Genomic DNA, 18,313 nt, shown 5'->3' with positions numbered 1-18,313 from the left:
TAAATAAAGTTGGTTTACATAAAAATACAACAGTTTATAAAGAAAAATATAGATAGAAAGAATAAAATTCACTTTTATGAAGAAACTATAGAAAGATGTGAAAAATTCATAAAATATTAATAGAAATTTTACATTGACAAAACAAAACAAATAGTGATAAAATATTTGGTTAATTTGACAGTTAGGTTATTTAGAGGTATAATATAATAGGAAAGAGGGTGTTCATATGGAAAAGAGTAAGACATTATCTTCCATAAGGAAAGACATAGAAGGTCATATTGGTGAAAAAGTTATACTTAGAGCTAATGGAGGACGAAGAAAGGTTCTAGTTAATAATGGTGTACTTGAGAGTGTGTACCCAAGTATTTTTGTTATTAGATTAGAAACTGACACCCAAAGGACTGTGACATATAGTTATTCAGATGTATTGACAAAGACTGTACAGCTTGTATTTAAAGGATAATTAAAAACCCCGTTTTGTGGATTTGAAGTTATACATGTATGAATATGTTGCAATTATATAACTAATTTATTTTGTGATATATGATTCATAACTATAAACTTTAAATCCCGACGGGGTTTTTAGTTTTTTTTGTATTATATAAGATAAATATTAAATTAAGATTTTATTTTTAAATTATAATTAAATTAAACGTTTACAAATAAAACAAAAAAAGAAAGATGGTGGGTTTCCATCTTTCAACTATGGTATAAAAGGGTATTGAGAATTTATGAGAGGTTATATGGTCAATAACCTCTTTTATAATACGACATATTTTTTAACTTGTCAACCTAAAATGTAAAAAAAACTCGTTTAATTTCGACAAAATTTGCAGAAATAATTAAGCAAATTTATATAAATATTTAATCATAATTTTGAATCCTCCAGTGTATATATTATAGTAGGTATATTATGGGAGGGATGAATTTGGCAGGATTAGATGTGATAAAAGAAAATATCGAATATGAAAGACTTTTCAGTATAAGCTCATCTGATGCAGTATTGAAAGGTGAATACTTAATTCCGGATACCCATCCGGATGTGGTGAGAATACTTACTGTAGAGGCTAAACCTGTTATTACTAATAAGGAAGTAGTACAAGAAAGGGTTTATGTTGAAGGTCAAGTGGAGTACAATGTAATCTATTTAGCTAAAGAAGATGAAGGATTAGGAGTCCATACAATTACTTATAGCGATAAGTTTGCAAACTATATTGATGTTGCTGGCGCTGAACATAGAATGGTATGCGATGCAGAAAGTGAAGTTGAACATATTAATTCAAACATAATAAATGAAAGAAAAGTTAGCTTAGAATGTATTTTTTCAACAAAATGCACTGTGTACAAGAAAGATAACTTTGAATTTGTAAAAGATATTGAAGGTTCTGGCGATATTGAAGTTAAAAAGAAAGTTGAAGCATTTGATAAGCTTGTTTATGAAAAAGGTTTTGATTTATCAACTAAAGCAAGCTTACAAATTGGAATGGATAAACCACAGATAGGAAAGATCATCAAAATAAATGTGCAGCTCCATAAAAAAGAAATAAGGGCTTTAGATGGTAGAGTTCAAATATCTTGTTACTGTAAGTTAGATTTATTATATAAAGCTACAGATTCGAGAGAATTAGTTCCTATAGAGGATGACTTGTTTTTAACAAAGGAAGAAGATGCTGAGAGTGTTTCTTCAACTATGCTTACTGATGGTGAATTCAGAGTTGCAGGAACTGAATACAGTATTAGTCAAGATGACTTAGGTGAAGCTAGAACTCTTGATATTGAAGTGCTACTAGGTGGACAATTAAAAGTATATAGCAAAGATGATTTAGAAATAATTGAAGATGCATATTCTCCAGTTAGAAATATGGAACTAAAAAAAGATAATGTAGAGATGACTGTGTTACATGGTCAAGGAAGTAATGAGACTATTATAAAGGACAATTTAGAGCCGGAAGAAAATTCTAATGAGCCATTACAAATATTAAGTACCACAGGAGAAGTAGTTTCATTAGAAAACAAAATTGTTGATAATAAGGTTGTTATCGATGGTATTGTAAATATTAATGTAATATACAAGACTGCTGACGCAGAAAATAATGTTGCAAATATGAAGTCTGAAATTCCGTTCACTACAAATGTAGATATACAAGATATAAAGGATGATATGAAATCTATAGTGAAAGCATGGATAGAAAGTATTCAGGCATCTATAGAAGCACATACAATTGCTATAAAGGCAGTTATAAATGCAAGCGCTAAAGTGTACCTTTTGAGCAAAAAACAATATATTTCAGAGGTAGAGGAAAAAGAAGGCGAAGTTGCAGGAAAGAAAGCATCTGTAACAATATACTCTGTACAGAAGCATGATACTCTTTGGAGTTTGGCTAAGAAGTTTAATACTACAATGGCTGAATTGTTAAAGATAAATAATTTAGAAGGACCAGACTCGATTTGTGTAAATCAAAAGCTTATAATTCCTGGAAGGGCTGTAATATAGTTTTTGTAGATTATTAATATTTATTTATAAATGAACTTTTAAGTGAAAGTATGCTTAAAAGTTCATTTTTTTACTGCGAAAATTTTTGATTGAGTACTAATTGATAAATAAATCAGGTGTTAAAAATTGAAAGTATTTTTTGTATAGTGGTAGGTAAAAATATAATTACTGTTGCCTTATAAAATAATAATTTATATATATAAGTTATAACGATGAAAATAAAAAGATAGTTAATATGTCTATTGTGGAAGCAACTGGGCAAATGAATAAATCTAAACAACATGGTTAAAATAAAAAAATGAATGATTAGAGGTGATTTTTTTGTGAATATAAAATCTGAAGGAAATTTAATCATTATAGGAGGAGCAGAAGATAAAGAGGGAAATAAAGAGATATTGAAATATGTATGTTCTAAAATAAATAAAGAAAATGATGTGTTGGCTGTGGCTACTATTGCTACAGAAAACCCCGAAGAGGCAAAAGATAAATATAAAAAAGTTTTTACGGAATTAGGTGTTAAAAAAATAGAGATATTGGATGTGAAACATAGAGATGATTGTTCTCTTCAAAAAAATATAAATATAGTAAGAGAAGCTTCTATCATATTTTTTACTGGAGGAGATCAGTTAAGAATAACAAGTATAATTGGAGGAACGCCAATATATCAGGAGATAATTAGTGCTTCTGAAAGAGGTTGCTATATGGTTGGGACTTCAGCAGGAGCATCTGTTATGAGTGACACCATGATTGTGACTGGTGATGACGAAGAATCTCCTAGAAAATGTACGTTAAAAATGTCTCCAGGTCTTGGACTTGTGAAAAATATAATAGTAGATCAGCATTTTTCTCAGCGAGGAAGAATAGGGAGACTTTTAGCTGGAGTAGCGCAAAATCCTCAAGCTTTAGGAATAGGTATTGATGAGGATACAGCTATAGTTATACGTAGGGATGATCACCTTAAAGTTATAGGTTCAGGTGCTGTGTATATTTTGGATGGAAGCGAAATAACATATACAAATGTTTCTGAGCAGCATCAAGATGATTTGCTTAGTATTTTTAATGTAAAAATGCATGTTCTTGCTAAAGGACATAGATTTGATCTAGTTAGTAAGGCACCTTTTGAGGAGGAAAGTAATTAAAATGAAGCTTATTAAAGAAATAGTTTATGATGGGAAAAACATATATTCCCATAAAAAATGCATAAGAGCAGATGTTGATTTGGAAGGTTATTGTGAGATTCCAAGTAAAGATATTCCTAATTTTAATGATACTCTTGTAAAGATGTTACCAGAATTAAATAAGCATAGATGTGGAATTGATGAGGATAATGGTTTTGTAACAAGATTAAAAGAAGGTACATATCTTGCTCATATATGCGAACATATTACTATTGCTATTCAAAATATATTAGGTATAGATGTAGCTTATGGGAAAGCCCGAGAGATAAAAGATGACCTATATTATATGATAATCCAATATGAATATAAAAATACGGCATTAGGAGCTATATATCTTGCCATAGATTTAATAAATTCTTTGATAGAGCAAAAACCAATTAACTTAGAAGAAAGATTAGAATACTTAAAGCAAACAATGTCACAAGAGATGATGGGACCAAGTACTAAAGCTATTTGTGATGCAGCTCAAAAAAGAAAACTTCCAGTTATTAAGCTTGGAGATGGCGGAATGTATCAAATAGGATACGGGAAGCAAGGGAGGGTTATAGCTGCAGCCTTAGGGGATTCTACTAGATGCATAGGAGCTGATATAGCTTGTGATAAGATGCTTACGAAGCAACTTTTAAAAGCACAATTTATTCCTGTCGCTATAGGTGAAAAAGTGTTTAATACTATAGATTTATTGCAGAAAGCTGATGATATAGGATATCCGGTAGTGTTAAAACCCCAATTTGGAAACAAAGGCAAAGGGGTTATACTTAATATAACTGATCAAAAGTCATTGCTCAAAGCTTATAAAGTTATAAATGATGATTATAAAGATATACTTATCGAAAAGTATGTAAAAGGAGAAGACTATAGAGTCTGTGTTGTAAACAATAAAGTCATAGCTGCTGCAAAAAGGTTACCTCCTTTTGTAATAGGAGATGGAAGTGCTAACATTAAAGATTTAATAAGAAATTTAAATAGCGATCCTAGAAGAGGAGAAAAGCATGAAAAACCATTAACAAAAGTGAAGATGGATGAATGTTTAATTAGCTGTATAAAAAAGCAAGGTTTTAATATTTCATCTATACCAGTGAAAGGTGAAAGAGTGTTTTTGAGAGAAAATGCTAATTTATCTACAGGAGGTATATCCATAGATTGTACTGATGAGATATGTGAAGAAAATATAAAGCTGTGTATTAGAGTGGCAAAAACCATAGGGTTAGATATTTGTGGAATAGATATATGTACAGAAAATATATCAGAACCAATTTCAGGTAGGGGAATCATAGTTGAGGTAAATGCAGCTCCTGGAATTAGAATGCATCATTATCCAACCTTCGGCAAAGAAAGAGATGTAGCTGGAGCGATTGTAGATATGATGTATGAAGGAAATTTAAAAAATATACCAGTTATTTCTGTAACTGGTACTAATGGCAAGACTACTACAACTAGATTAATAGCTCATGTAATAAGTCTTGTGGGATATAGTGTTGGAATGACAACTACTTCAGGAGTAGTTATAAACGGAGAATATATTGATACTGGTGATGATACTGGTCCTAAAAGCGCAAAATCGGTATTGTTAAATAAAGATGTAGATGTAGCGGTGCTTGAAACTGCTAGGGGTGGAATTGTTAGAAATGGATTAGCTTATGATGCTGCAGATGTAGGTATTATAACAAATATCACTGAAGACCATCTTGGTATAGATAACATAGATACAATGGAACAACTAGCTTTTGCAAAGGCTTTAGTTGCTGAAGCTGTTAAAGAAGAAGGGTATTCTGTTATAAATGTAGATGATGCATGGAGTATTAAGGTGTTAGATAGAATAAAAGATAAAAAGAAGATATTATTCTCTATGAATAGAAATAACCCATATATTAAAGGAAATATCATGCAAGGTAATCCTGTTGTTTATGCCTCCGATGGGGCTATATATGTTGAAAATAATAATAAAAGATATAGTATATGTATGATAAAAGATATTCCTATAACTAAGAACGGAAATTTAAAGTATAATATATATAATTGTTTAGCAGCATGTAGCGCATTAGTGGGTATAAATTTGGATTATGCTATAATTGCTAAAGGGTTAACAACCTTCTTCGGTGATGAAAACTCCAATCCAGGAAGGTTCAATGAGTATGATATTAATGGAACTAAGGTGATTTTAGATTATGGGCATAATATAGATGGATGTACCTGTGTTTTAGATGCGTTAAAAAGTATGCCTCATAATAGATTAATAGGAGTGATTGGTGTTCCAGGTGATAGGAGCGATGATAGCATACAAAGATTAGGTGCCATATCAGCTCAGTTTCTAGATAAGATATATATAAAAGAAGATCTTGATAAAAGAGGACGGAGGCAAGGAGAAGTTGCTGATATACTCTTAAAAGGAGCATTGGAATATAAGTTAGAAAAAGATATACATGTAATACTTGATGAAGTAGTAGCATTAGATAATGCCTTAAATGATTCAATTCCTGGTGATGTAATAGTTGTGTTTTTTGAAGGATTTGAAAGATTGGTTAATTATATCAAAGGTAAGTCTGATGAAGTTGTTGAAGTTGTTGATTTAATTGAATTAGAAAATGTAGTTCATATATAAAAATATATCATCTATAATAAAATCATCAAAGAGACTTATTATAAAAACAACAGTGTGATAGCTTAATTTTAGCTATAACTGTTGTTTTTTATATTATTTTAAACCCAATTTAAACCTATTTTATTAATTATATAAGATAAAATCCCATCAAACTATATATTGCATTTATTGCGATAAAATATATAATTATTATAGAACAAGGGGAAGGGTTGAAAATAAATGATACTAAAAGCTTATGCTAAAATAAATATAGCCTTAGATGTTGTTGGTAAAAGAGAGGATGGTTATCATTTATTAAGGATGATAATGCAAACAATTGATTTATATGATGTTATTCATATTAATAAAGAATTGAGCTGTGATGATATAATTATAACTTGTGATAACCCATTTATACCAACTGACAGTAGGAACCTTTGCTATAAAGCCGCTAAACTATTTAAAGAAAAGTATAATATTTCAAACGGAGTTAAAATTGATATAATAAAAAAAATACCTATGTCTGCAGGTATGGCTGGTGGAAGTACAGATGCTGCTGCTGTAATTAAAGGTATGAATGATATATTTGAAATCAATGCAACTGAAGAAGAACTCTTAGCTTTAGGGCTCCAAATAGGTGCTGATGTACCTTACTGCATGAAAGGTGGAACAGCACTTTGTGAAGGGATAGGAGAACAAATCAAGCCTCTTAAGCCTTTTAAAAATTATATATTAGTTGTTGTTAAACCGCCATTTGGTGTTTCTACTAAAGAAGTATATGGATTACTAGATATAAAACGTATATATAAGCATCCTAGAGTAAATAATTTAATCCATGAAATGAACTGCGGTAATATAAAATTTGTAGCTGAGAATATGAAGAATGTACTAGAAAATGTAACTATCAGAAAGCACCCGTTAATAAAAGGAATAAAAGATAGTATGATTAACTTGGGTTGTTTAGGAACATTGATGAGTGGTAGTGGTCCTACAGTTTTTGCTTTCTTTGAAGATATGGTAAAAGCTCAAAATTGCTATGAGAAGATGAAAGAAAGATATAGAGATGTATATATAACTAGAACAATTTAAAATAAAAATGTATAAATGGAAAACCCTTTGGCAATAATTACAAGTGTCAGGGGGTTGATTTTTTATGAAAAAAATATTATTTATTGTGACTATTATATTTTCATTAACTATAGGAATATTTTCCTATAATACTTTAAACAAGATAACTGTATATGGTCAGGAAGACGGAAGTTCTGTAAGTGAGGAAATAAAAGATAAATTGATAAGGTTCCATGTAATAGCAAATAGTGATGATAAAAAGGATCAAGAGCTAAAACTTAAGGTAAGAGATGAAATATTAAAATATATAACTCCAAAGTTAAAAGATTCAAAATCCATAGATGAATCAAGGAAGATATTAAAGGAAAACGATGAACAAATAAAGAAGATAGCAAGTAAAGTGATAAAGGATAACGGCTATACCTATGAGGTAAATAGCACATTAGATCATGAAAACTTTCCAGTGAAAACTTATGGTAATATAACATTGCCACAAGGTAATTATGAGGCTTACAGAGTTATCATTGGATCAGGAAAAGGACAAAATTGGTGGTGTGTTATGTTTCCTCCTTTATGCTTTATTGATATAACAAAGGGACAAGTTTCCTATGATGAAACAGAAAAGCAAATGAAAAGAGTTTTAACAGACAAAGAGTATGACGAAGTTGATAACCAAGGTAAATTAGGTAAAGACAGCTCTAGCGATAAGGTTGTATTCAAGTTTAAAATAAAAGAAATATTCGATGATATTATAAAAAAAATATAGCAATACAAGGTTCTGTTTCCAACTATTAATTTGTTTTGGAATAGGACCTTATATTTTTATTCTCTAGGAAATTATATCTCAATTATATCTGTGGATAATTATGCGAACAGACTTAAGACATAGTATAAGTTAAAGAATAAAAAAATAAGAATATGTAGCCTGCCAGATTTTCCTCATATACATTCGGAAAGGCAGATGCGTTAAAAAAGCTCACTGAAGAAGTTCGCTTCAGCGACTTTTTTATAAATAAATATTTCATATAACACTTGAATAAAGGACTTAAAATTATTAAACTATTATATAGTTGTAAATTAATATGCTTACGATGCAAAAAAAGCGTATGTAAGCTAGGAGGAAAAAATGAAGAAGAAGGCAATAATTTCAATAGCAAGTAATCAAGTGCCAGCTGATAAAGAAGATCTAATTGAAGTAGTAACTCCAGGGGAGTTTTTAATTAAAGAAGATGGATACGAAGCAACGTATGATGAAACAGAAATATCAGGCATGGAAGGAACAAAAACTAAAATATCTATAACTTCTAATGAGTTGATTCTTGAAAGAGAAGGCACTACTGCCACTAAGATGAATTTTCAAAAAGATAATAGCTCAGTAAGTCTTTATAATACCCCTTATGGGATGTTAGAGCTTAAAATAGATACTAAAGAGTTGAAGATAGATATAGATGAGCATGGTGGAGATGTGTTTATTGATTACAATTTAAGTGTAAGTGGCCAAGAAAGTAATAATACTCAACTGAAAATAAATATAAAGACAAAAAACTAACCTATAACAAGGTTTTTAAGCATGCTGATTTAGGGAACAAGGCGCTGTTAAAGCACTGTGTTGAAATTAATTGGTTAATCATCCGACGCTTTAATAAGCTTACGCAAAGAATCAATATGATTTTTTCATATTACATGGCTAAAACTGTAAACTCACTACGTTCGAACAGTACAGTTTTACTTTTTAATAATTAATACTTTTTATAAATCTCTCATATCTTAAATTTAAGAAAATAAAAAAGATGTCTGAATTAAAAAGTAAAAAATAAAATTATATCGCCTGCCAGAATTTCTTCACATACGTTCAGAAAAGGCAGATGCGTAAAAAAATCACTAATGAAGAACGATTAGCGATTTTTTAGAGCCATTCCATCTGAAAAAATCATTTAATTCTAATAGCTCGCTCATATAGCGTCTCCTGTATAACCAATTAATTTCAACAATATTCTTAAACATAGACATAAACAATATAGAAAAGTTTTGTGTTTAGTATATGTTTTAAAAGATAAATAAGTATAACATATCAAAATTATGAAGAGATTTAGGATTTTTTACTAGATGATTCTTATTGCAGGAATTATCTACAATTAATTCTAAATCTTTTTTGCATATAGACAACTATAAGGTTTTTATGCAGAGTAAATCTAGAATTTTAAAGGTTTTACAAGTCTTTATTGATATACAGTAAAAAAACAAAATCTATTTTGATACTAAATTTTCATCATAATATAAAAATATAAATTTAGGTAAAAGAAGTTTAACTAGCAAGTTAAATGGCAATAATTACAATAAAAGTAGAGGTGAGGAAATTGTATGAGAGATACTATAAGATAATTGAGTTGTTATGCCAATATCATGGAATTAACATAAATGAGCATAAAGATTTTTTGAAAAGCAGAGAAAATAAATATATGCTTTTGTTATTGATGAAAAAGTATGACTGTATAAAAAAAGAAGAATTGTTAAACATATTGAGAGCTAAGTCTTCTAGAAGTATTAATTATAATGTAAAAAAGGCCGAAGAAAAGTTTTTAATAAATAAGGAATTCAGAGATAAATATCTATATGTTGAAGAAGAAATAGAAAAAATGCTATAAAAACATAAAAAAAAGACTAGAATAAGAATCTGATATGTGATAAAATACTATCATTGTGTTTAAGACAACAATTATCCATCTTAAATGGTGGGTAATAACTATTATAATAAATAATTATTACAGTGTCAATAGTTTTTTTAAATAGATTCTTAGGAGGAAAAAGTATGAGCAAGAGAACCACAAAGTATGTATTTGTCACAGGGGGAGTAGTTTCATCATTAGGTAAAGGAATCACTGCTGCGTCTTTAGGAAGATTGCTTAAGAATAGAGGGTTAAAAGTCTCAATACAAAAGTTTGATCCGTATCTAAATGTGGATCCAGGTACTATGAGCCCATATCAACATGGAGAAGTGTTCGTAACAGATGATGGAGCTGAAACAGATCTTGACTTAGGTCATTACGAAAGATTTATCGATGAAAATTTGACTAAGAACTCAAATGTAACTACAGGAAAAGTATATTGGTCTGTTATTTCTAAGGAAAGAAAAGGCGAATACTTAGGTGGAACAGTTCAAGTAATTCCTCATATAACTAACGAATTAAAGAACCGTGTTTATAGAGTAGCTAAAGAAAAGGATGTAGATGTAGTAATAACTGAAATTGGCGGAACTGTTGGGGATATTGAATCACTTCCATTTTTAGAAGCTATAAGACAAATTAAGTATGAAGTAGGTAGAGAAAATGCATGCTTTATACATGTTACACTAGTGCCATACCTAGGAAAAGCAGGAGAGTTAAAGACTAAACCTACTCAGCACTCAGTTAAAGAATTGACAGGAATTGGTATACAACCAGATATTATCGTTTGTAGAGCAGAGAAGCCTTTATCAGATGATATTAAGAATAAGATAGGTTTATTCTGTAATATAGATGGAAGATCAGTAATACAAAATCTTGATGCAGAAGATTTATATGAAGTACCGCTTATGTTACATAATGAAGGTTTAGATAAGTTGGTAGTTGAAAAGTTAAATTTAGGATGCTGTGACATTGATAATTCACAATGGTCTCAAATGGTAGATAGAATAAAAAATCTTTCCAAAGTAACTAAGATAGCTTTAGTTGGTAAGTATGTAGAGCTTCATGATGCATATATTTCTGTAGTTGAAGCTTTAAATCACGGTGGATTACATAATGATTCTAAGGTTGAAATAGAATGGATAAATGCAGTTGATGTTACTGCAGATAACGTAAATACCTTACTTTCAGGTGTTGATGGGGTTTTAGTACCAGGAGGTTTTGGAGATAGAGGTATAGAAGGTAAGATAGAAGCTATAAGATGGGCTAGAGAAAACAAAAAGCCATTCCTTGGTATATGTTTAGGTATGCAATGCGCTGTTATTGAGTTCGCTAGAAATGTTCTTGGATATACTGGAGCTAATTCATCAGAAATTAATCCAGAAACTAATTATCCAGTGATTGATTTAATGCCAGAGCAAAAAGATGTAGAAGATCTTGGTGGAACTATGAGACTTGGGTTATATCCATGTAAATTAGAAGAAGATTCTTTCTCAAAGTTAGCTTACTCAGATAGCTTAATATATGAGAGACACAGACATAGATATGAATTCAACAATGAGTTCAGAAGTTCGATAGCAGATGCAGGAATGAGAATAGCTGGAACATCTCCAGATGGAAGATTAGTAGAAGTGGTAGAAATAGCAGACCATCCTTGGTTTGTAGCTGTTCAATATCATCCAGAATTAAAATCAAGACCTAATAGACCGCACCCACTATTTAAAGACTTTATAGGTGCAGCTATAGATAATAAATAATATACATGTAAATTTATAGGTTTAACAAGAAATGTTCTTGTTAAACCTTTTTCTTAGTTATCTTAAAATAGAACTTAAGAAGTTACGTGTATCAATAAAAAGTAACGGACTATTTTATTTGAAAAACTATATACTTTGTATATAAATAGTGAATAAAATTATCATTATTACTCAATAATTATATATATGAAAAAAAATACTTGAAAATATGTTTCTAATAAAGCATAATATAAATGCTAATTGTATTATAAATGTTACTGAAGCTAAATTATGTTTAGTACAGAATAAATGCTCAAAAGACCAAAGTCTTTCTTGTTAGTCATTTCTAAATATTTTCAGTACTAATAAATCAAAACAAAGAAGATTTTATGATAGTGGATCAATAAAATGGGGTTTATGAATTGCTAATATTCCTCTTAATGTTATTGTGTTTATTTATTTTAATTGCACGCCGATATTTGGTATATTGCAAAAAATTCAAATATGTAACAACTCAAGATTTGTAAATTAATAAGTTTATAAGACTCATATATTTTAGATTTAGATATAATTAACCTTATACTTTCATTTCTATTGTTTCCTTTGTTGATTCCATTAAAAAAATATGGAGGTGTCATTTTGACAGCAGAATTTTACGAAAAGAAAACCTTAACTGAGCTAAAAGAATTAGCTAAAGATTTAGGGATAAAGAATATTTCAAAAAAGAAAAAAAATGAACTTATTGAAGAAATAGTTAAAAGTTCTCCTAATGTTATAAAAAAAGATGGGGTTGAACTAAGAGAAAAAATTGCTCCTAAGTCAACCGATGTAGAAAAAGAAACAAAAACAGTTGATAAACCTGCAGAAAGAATAGAAGAAATAAAAGCTGTTACTGAAAAGGTTGAAGAGCATCAAGAAAATGCAAGTGAAGAAAAGGTTGGAGAAAAGAAAGAACGACTAAAGGAAATGATCAATACCTCTAATTCCGCTAGAGGAATATTAGAAATAATGGAGACAAATAATTTTGGATTCTTAAGATGCAGAAATTATTTGACTTCAGATCAAGATATATATGTATCGCCATCTCAGATAAGAAGATTTAACTTGAGAACTGGGGATGAAATTGAAGGTAAAGTAAGAGAAGCAAAAGAAGGCGAGAAGTTTAAAGCTTTATTGTATGTAGAAAGAGTTAATGGAGAGAGACCAGAGACTGCTATTGGGAGAAAGTACTTTGAAAACCTAACTCCTATTTATCCAAATGAGAGATTAAGACTAGAGACTAATGATGAAAAGGATTTATCATCAAGACTTATGGATCTTGTATCTCCTATAGGTAAAGGACAAAGAGGGATAATAGTTGCTCCACCAAAGGCTGGTAAAACAACTTTACTTAAAAAGATAGCTCAGAACATATCAACAAATTATCCAAATGTTACATTGATGGTATTATTAATAGATGAACGTCCAGAAGAAGTTACGGATATGCAAAGAAGTATACATGGTGAAGTAATATACTCAACATTTGATGAAGAACCAATAAATCATACTAGAGTGGCACAATTGGTTTTAGATAGAGCTAAGAGAATGGTTGAACACGGTAAAGATGTAGTTATTTTGCTAGATAGCTTAACTAGACTATCTAGAGCTTATAACTTAACAATAACGCCAACAGGAAGAACTCTTTCAGGCGGATTAGATCCAGGAGCTCTTATAATGCCTAAGAAATTCTTCGGTGCAGCGAGAAAGATAGAAGAAGGCGGAAGTCTTACAATACTTGCAACTGCTCTTGTTGATACAGGAAGCAGAATGGATGATATGATTTTTGAAGAATTTAAGGGAACTGGAAATATGGAAGTTCACTTAGATAGAAAACTTCAAGAAAGAAGAATATTCCCAGCTATCGATATCTACAAGTCTGGAACAAGAAAAGAAGATCTACTTCTTAACGATGATGAAAAAGAAGCAGCATATGCTATAAGAAAAGTAATGTATAGAGAAGGTAATGTTGAAAGTATAACTGAAAAATTGATTGCATTACTTTCGAAAACTAAAAATAATAAAGAATTCTTAAATATGTTTGATAAAAGTATTTTAGATAACAATTCAAGATAAAAATAAAACAGGCTGTAAGTAAGGATACTTGCAGTCTGTTTATTTTTTTAGTATATCATCAGCTAATGAAACTATAGCTTCTAATGAAAATTCTGAGGAAAGTCTGTAAAGGTTTTTCTTTAAAGCCTGTAACGATTGGGGATCTTCTATTAAATTATCTAAGGATGAATTTAAGTCTTTGAGGTTATTTACATAAATCGCACAGCCTTCACTGGTTAGAAAATCAGTGTTTTCTGTTTCTTGACCAGGTATAGCGAATGGAATCACAAGTGGTAAGTTTTTGACTATTGATTCTGTAACTGTGAGTCCGCCTGGTTTTGAGATAACAATATCGCTGTAATCCATTATTGCAGATATATCGTTGGTATAACCAAGGATATGAATCTTTTTGCCTTCAATAGGAGCAGAATATGAACTTAGAAGCTTATTTTTTAAGTTGGTATTTTTTCCGCAAACAACCGTTATCCTAAGTTTATGTTTGTTGTTAACTAGCTCCTTAAGTACATAATATATATTTGTAAGTCCCATACTACCGCTCATAAGAAGTATATTGAAATAATCGGAATCTTTTACTTCTTCGTATTCACGATTTTTAACGTAAAACTCTCTTCTTATTGGAATTCCGTAAGGAAAAATCAAATTAGAATCTATACCACGAGAAACTAAGTCGTTTTTTGTATACTCACTTCCGGTTACATACGCATCTACGTACTTAGATACATAAGTGTAATGAGCTTTGAAATCAGTGACTATAGAAATAAAAGGCAGCTTTGTAAGATGGTTTTTTTTAAGCATTGATACTACATTTATTGTAAAAGGGTGAGTGCCTATTATTAAATCAGGTTTGTTTTCCTCTATAAATCTTAATAACTTTCTTGATGTATTCCAAAAGGAGACTTTTATTATGTTATTCATAGATTTTATATTTGTAGCTTTGTAAAATGTACCGTAAAGGTTTGGGGCTTTTGTAGCGAATAGTTCATAACCTACAACGATAACATTATTAAGTAACTTACTATTGTTATATAAAAAATCGTATTTAATAACTTCATATCCAAACTGGGAAAAGGTTTCAACTAAGGAGTCCGCTGCTTGATTATGACCTTGTCCTGTAGATGCTGTTAAAATAAGAAGTTTCTTCATGTTTCTCACTCTCTTTGCCGATAAAATAATATAGAAAAATGTTTTTTAGAATATAATTTTCATTTAATTTATATTTTAACATTTATTTCATAATAAAGATATATAATTCATTAACAGTTGTTTGAGAAAAAATCAGTTGATTATGTTAATGTTAACAACTATATAAGGCATCCTCAAAATAGCTAATTAGGTACAAGCTATTATTGAAGATGCCTAAATTTCAAACAAAAATGGGAAAGAGTTTATCTTTCCCACGATTGCTACTTTTCAAGACCAAATCTCTTCTTGAATTTATCAACTCTACCGCCAACATCAATGATTTTTTGTTTACCAGTGAAGAATGGGTGGCATTTAGAGCATATTTCTACCTTAAGTTCTGATTTAACTGAACCAGTTGTAAATGTGTTTCCACATGCGCACTTAACCACAGCGTCGTTGTGGTATTCTGGATGTATGCCTTCTCTCATCTTGTTCACCTCTTTCGAAATAAATACTGTCGCTTTTGCAACTACTAAAGTATAGCATGACATAATACGGGAGTCAATAAGGAGGTAATAATAAATATGTCTATTAAACTACAGTTATGACATTTCATGATTGATGATGAAGATTTTACTAATTGACCAAGTAATTATAAACAAAATAGAATAATATTATGTACATTATAGATAATAAATAAGGTTTAATAATTGATAAAATGATTCTATATTAGTTATGGTTTTAATAGTTTGGGTTATTAGTTGATTTGCTTTGCGGCTTAAAGCTTCCTTATAATATAGTATATTTTTAGGAAAATTTGAAAATATAAATTTAAATTATGAAGTGGTTCATCTATACATATAATGATATAATCATATCAAACACGTTTGAGGATGAAAAAAGGAGATTATTTTATGAGTAAATTATATTTTAGATACGGTGCTATGAATTCAGGAAAGTCAACTCATCTTATGCAGGTAGCACATAATTATGAAGAAAGAGGAATGAATATTTTAATTATAAAATCATCTACTGATAAAAAAGGTGGAGACAAGCTAGTGTCTAGGTTAGGTGTAGAAAGAACTGTAGATTTACTTGCTAAAAAAGATGATAATATTTTTGAAAAAGTATCTCAGTGGGTAGAACTAAATGGTAAAATACATTGTATTTTAGTGGATGAAGTTCAGTTTCTTAAAAGTTATCAAATTGATCAGTTGCTTGAAATTGCTGTAGTTAACGATATACCTGTAATATGTTATGGATTAAGAACTGATTTTCAAATGAACGGCTTTGAAGGAAGTGAAAGATTACTACTGATTGCTCATAGTATCGAAGAGATGAAGACTATATGTAAGTGTGGAAATAAAGCTATATTAAATGGAAGAAAAATAAATGGTCATTTTGTTTTTGAAGGTGAGCAAATAGCTATAGATAATGTTGATGATGTAGAATACGAGTCTTTATGTGGGGACTGTTATTTTAAATATAAAAAATCAAGAAACGAATAAAATGGATAACAATAAAAATATTCAGTATAAAAAGGAGGGTATATATGAGGAAAACTAAGGTTGGAGGCCAGGCAGTACTTGAAGGAGTTATGATGCGAGGGGTTAGTGGTTTAGCAACTGCTATAAGAACTCCCGATGGAAATATAGAAGTTGATTTTAAGAACACTGTACCAGTATCTAAAAGATATAAAATACTTGGCGTGCCTGTAATAAGAGGGTTTATATCCCTTGTTGATTCTATGGTTGAGGGCATCAAATGTATTAACTACTCTGCATCATTTTTTGAGGAAGAAGAAGAGCCTTCAAAGTTTGACAAATGGATAAATGATAAATTTGGTGAAAAAAGCAATGATATAATAATGGGATTTACATTGTTGATATCTTTGATATTTTCAGTTGGGCTATTCGTAGCTATACCTACTGCAATTACTTCGCTGTTTAAACATTTAGGTATAGGTGTAGTAGGACTGAATATGATAGAAGGTGTAATAAGAGTAATAATACTCTTAGGGTATATGTATATAATAGGAAGACTTGACGACATAAATAGGTTGTATCAGTACCATGGAGCTGAACATAAGACTATATTTTGTTATGAGAATGAGATTGAACTTACTGTGGAAAATGTAAAGAAGTTTGAAAGATTTCATCCAAGGTGTGGTACTAATTTTATGCTTCTAGTAATGCTAGTAAGTATATTTGCTTTTTCTTTTACTGGTTGGACTTCGCTTCCAGAGAGAATACTATCTAGAGTTATTTTGCTACCTTTAGTTTCTGGGGTGACTTTTGAACTTATAAGATGGATTGGAAAAAGCGAAAGCTTCTTATCTCATTTAATTGCAGCACCAGGATTAAAACTTCAAAATCTAACTACCAGAGAACCAGAAGATGACCAAATTGAAGTTGCTATAAGAGCGCTTAAGGCAGCTGAAGGAATAAAGGATGATGAAACTATAGGTAAGTTGCTTAGTAAGGGTAATGAAAAACTTAAAGCAGCAGGAATAGATAGTTATGTTTTGGATTGTCAACTTATTTTAGGAAAAGTAACAGACAAAGATAAACTTTATCTGATTACTCATAGAGAAGAATTGGTTGAAGAAGAAAAATGCAAGGAATTCTATGCTCTCATTGAGAAAAGAGAAAATAAAATGCCTATAAAGTATATTCTTGAGCAAGCGGAGTTTTACGGAATAGAATTGCATGTTGAGAAAGGTGTTTTAATTCCTAGATCAGATACTGAGGTTTTAGTGGATGAAGTTTTGGGTATAATTAAGGATGAGGAAGCAATTGATTTATGTGACTTATGCTGCGGTAGTGGTGCTATAGGTATTGCAATAGCAAAAAATCAAAAGAATGTTAAGGTGGATTTTATTGATATTGAAAATACACCAGAGTTAGTTACGAAAAGAAATATCAGTGATTTAAACTTAGAGGAAAGATGCAGATTTATAAAAAGTAATCTATTAGAAGAGGTTATAAAAGAAAATAAAATTTACGATATAATTGTTTCTAACCCACCATATATTAAGGAAGATGTTATTCCTACATTAATGGAAGATGTTAAGGATTATGAGCCTATGGTAGCACTTAGTGGAGGGGAAGATGGACTTGATTTTTACAGAAGAATAATTCATGACAGTGTAAAAGTTCTAAAGGAAGGTGGAACAATAGCTTTTGAGATAGGATATGATCAAGGTGAAGCTGTAAAAGAATTACTGCTTGAAAAAGGATATAAAAATGTTAAAATAGTTAAGGACCTAGCATCGCTTGATAGAGTTGTAACTGGAGTTAGATGATGAATATCTAATGTTTTTAAAGGTGAATAACTCTAAGAATGAAACTATTTCTATA

Annotated in this window: 14 protein-coding genes; 12 read left to right on the top strand and 2 right to left on the bottom strand. The window is 30.2% G+C overall.

What is annotated here, in order from left to right:
- Positions 1 to 226 precede the first annotated feature (226 nt).
- The 10 genes from J3477_RS08915 to rho all read left to right on the top strand — a co-directional run bounded on the left by J3477_RS08915 (position 227) and on the right by rho (position 13,832).
- Positions 227 to 463: a Veg family protein gene (locus J3477_RS08915; RefSeq protein ID WP_183278747.1), complete on the top strand. Its 237-nt coding sequence runs from the start codon at positions 227 to 229 to the stop codon at positions 461 to 463.
- Positions 464 to 928: 465 nt separating this feature from the next.
- Positions 929 to 2,494 carry a DUF3794 and LysM peptidoglycan-binding domain-containing protein gene (locus J3477_RS08910; protein ID WP_206869416.1) on the top strand — a complete coding sequence of 522 codons (1,566 nt, stop codon included), beginning with the start codon at positions 929 to 931 and terminating at the stop codon, positions 2,492 to 2,494.
- A gap of 323 nt (positions 2,495 to 2,817) precedes the next feature.
- Positions 2,818 to 3,633 carry a cyanophycinase gene (locus J3477_RS08905; RefSeq protein WP_371876582.1) on the top strand — a complete coding sequence of 272 codons (816 nt, stop codon included), beginning with the start codon at positions 2,818 to 2,820 and terminating at the stop codon, positions 3,631 to 3,633.
- Position 3,634: 1 nt separating this feature from the next.
- On the top strand, positions 3,635 to 6,274 hold the full coding sequence (gene cphA, locus J3477_RS08900) for a cyanophycin synthetase (RefSeq protein ID WP_206869414.1): 2,640 nt from the start codon (positions 3,635 to 3,637) through the stop codon (positions 6,272 to 6,274).
- A 219-nt stretch (positions 6,275 to 6,493) separates the two neighbouring features.
- A complete protein-coding gene (gene ispE / locus J3477_RS08895; protein WP_206869413.1) occupies positions 6,494 to 7,342 on the top strand; it encodes a 4-(cytidine 5'-diphospho)-2-C-methyl-D-erythritol kinase in 849 nt (282 codons plus the stop codon).
- Between the two features lie 64 nt (positions 7,343 to 7,406).
- Positions 7,407 to 8,087, top strand: a complete 681-nt coding sequence (gene spoIIR, locus J3477_RS08890; protein ID WP_206869412.1) for a stage II sporulation protein R — start codon at positions 7,407 to 7,409, stop codon at positions 8,085 to 8,087.
- A 360-nt stretch (positions 8,088 to 8,447) separates the two neighbouring features.
- Complete coding sequence (locus J3477_RS08885; protein WP_206869410.1) at positions 8,448 to 8,870, top strand: YwiB family protein; 423 nt, start codon at positions 8,448 to 8,450, stop codon at positions 8,868 to 8,870.
- 808 nt (positions 8,871 to 9,678) lie between these two features.
- Positions 9,679 to 9,966, top strand: a complete 288-nt coding sequence (locus tag J3477_RS08880) for a hypothetical protein (protein ID WP_206869409.1) — start codon at positions 9,679 to 9,681, stop codon at positions 9,964 to 9,966.
- Positions 9,967 to 10,130: 164 nt separating this feature from the next.
- On the top strand, positions 10,131 to 11,741 hold the full coding sequence (pyrG, locus tag J3477_RS08875) for a CTP synthase (protein ID WP_206869408.1): 1,611 nt from the start codon (positions 10,131 to 10,133) through the stop codon (positions 11,739 to 11,741).
- A gap of 618 nt (positions 11,742 to 12,359) precedes the next feature.
- Entirely contained in the window at positions 12,360 to 13,832 is a 1,473-nt protein-coding gene (rho, locus tag J3477_RS08870) for a transcription termination factor Rho (protein WP_206869406.1), read from the top strand.
- 39 nt (positions 13,833 to 13,871) lie between these two features.
- On the opposite strand, the gene J3477_RS08865 is transcribed toward rho, so the two are convergent.
- Together J3477_RS08865 and rpmE are read right to left on the bottom strand one after the other, a co-directional pair.
- On the bottom strand, positions 13,872 to 14,975 hold the full coding sequence (locus tag J3477_RS08865; protein ID WP_206869405.1) for an MGDG synthase family glycosyltransferase: 1,104 nt from the start codon (positions 14,973 to 14,975) through the stop codon (positions 13,872 to 13,874).
- Positions 14,976 to 15,235: 260 nt separating this feature from the next.
- Positions 15,236 to 15,442 carry a 50S ribosomal protein L31 gene (gene rpmE / locus J3477_RS08860; RefSeq protein WP_183279837.1) on the bottom strand — a complete coding sequence of 69 codons (207 nt, stop codon included), beginning with the start codon at positions 15,440 to 15,442 and terminating at the stop codon, positions 15,236 to 15,238.
- A gap of 426 nt (positions 15,443 to 15,868) precedes the next feature.
- Between rpmE and J3477_RS08855 the strand changes: the two genes are divergently transcribed.
- Together J3477_RS08855 and prmC are read left to right on the top strand one after the other, a co-directional pair.
- A complete protein-coding gene (locus J3477_RS08855; RefSeq protein WP_206869404.1) occupies positions 15,869 to 16,462 on the top strand; it encodes a thymidine kinase in 594 nt (197 codons plus the stop codon).
- A 44-nt stretch (positions 16,463 to 16,506) separates the two neighbouring features.
- Entirely contained in the window at positions 16,507 to 18,258 is a 1,752-nt protein-coding gene (gene prmC, locus J3477_RS08850) for a peptide chain release factor N(5)-glutamine methyltransferase (RefSeq protein WP_206869403.1), read from the top strand.
- The last annotated feature ends 55 nt before the right edge of the window (positions 18,259 to 18,313 follow it).

The organism is Clostridium zeae (assembly GCF_017312485.1).
Lineage (GTDB): Bacteria > Bacillota > Clostridia > Clostridiales > Clostridiaceae > Clostridium_AR > Clostridium_AR zeae.
This window is presented reverse-complemented; position numbering and strand designations above follow the sequence as displayed.

Excerpts from the sequence above, each read along its gene's own strand:
- J3477_RS08915 (WP_183278747.1), top strand. The coding sequence starts at position 227 with ATGGAAAAGAGTAAGACATTATCTTCCATAAGGAAAGACATAGAAGGT.
- cphA (WP_206869414.1), top strand. The coding sequence starts at position 3,635 with ATGAAGCTTATTAAAGAAATAGTTTATGATGGGAAAAACATATATTCC.
- ispE (WP_206869413.1), top strand. The coding sequence starts at position 6,494 with ATGATACTAAAAGCTTATGCTAAAATAAATATAGCCTTAGATGTTGTT.
- spoIIR (WP_206869412.1), top strand. The coding sequence starts at position 7,407 with ATGAAAAAAATATTATTTATTGTGACTATTATATTTTCATTAACTATA.
- J3477_RS08885 (WP_206869410.1), top strand. The coding sequence starts at position 8,448 with ATGAAGAAGAAGGCAATAATTTCAATAGCAAGTAATCAAGTGCCAGCT.
- pyrG (WP_206869408.1), top strand. The coding sequence starts at position 10,131 with ATGAGCAAGAGAACCACAAAGTATGTATTTGTCACAGGGGGAGTAGTT.
- J3477_RS08865 (WP_206869405.1), bottom strand. The coding sequence starts at position 14,975 with ATGAAGAAACTTCTTATTTTAACAGCATCTACAGGACAAGGTCATAAT.
- rpmE (WP_183279837.1), bottom strand. The coding sequence starts at position 15,442 with ATGAGAGAAGGCATACATCCAGAATACCACAACGACGCTGTGGTTAAG.
- J3477_RS08855 (WP_206869404.1), top strand. The coding sequence starts at position 15,869 with ATGAGTAAATTATATTTTAGATACGGTGCTATGAATTCAGGAAAGTCA.
- prmC (WP_206869403.1), top strand. The coding sequence starts at position 16,507 with ATGAGGAAAACTAAGGTTGGAGGCCAGGCAGTACTTGAAGGAGTTATG.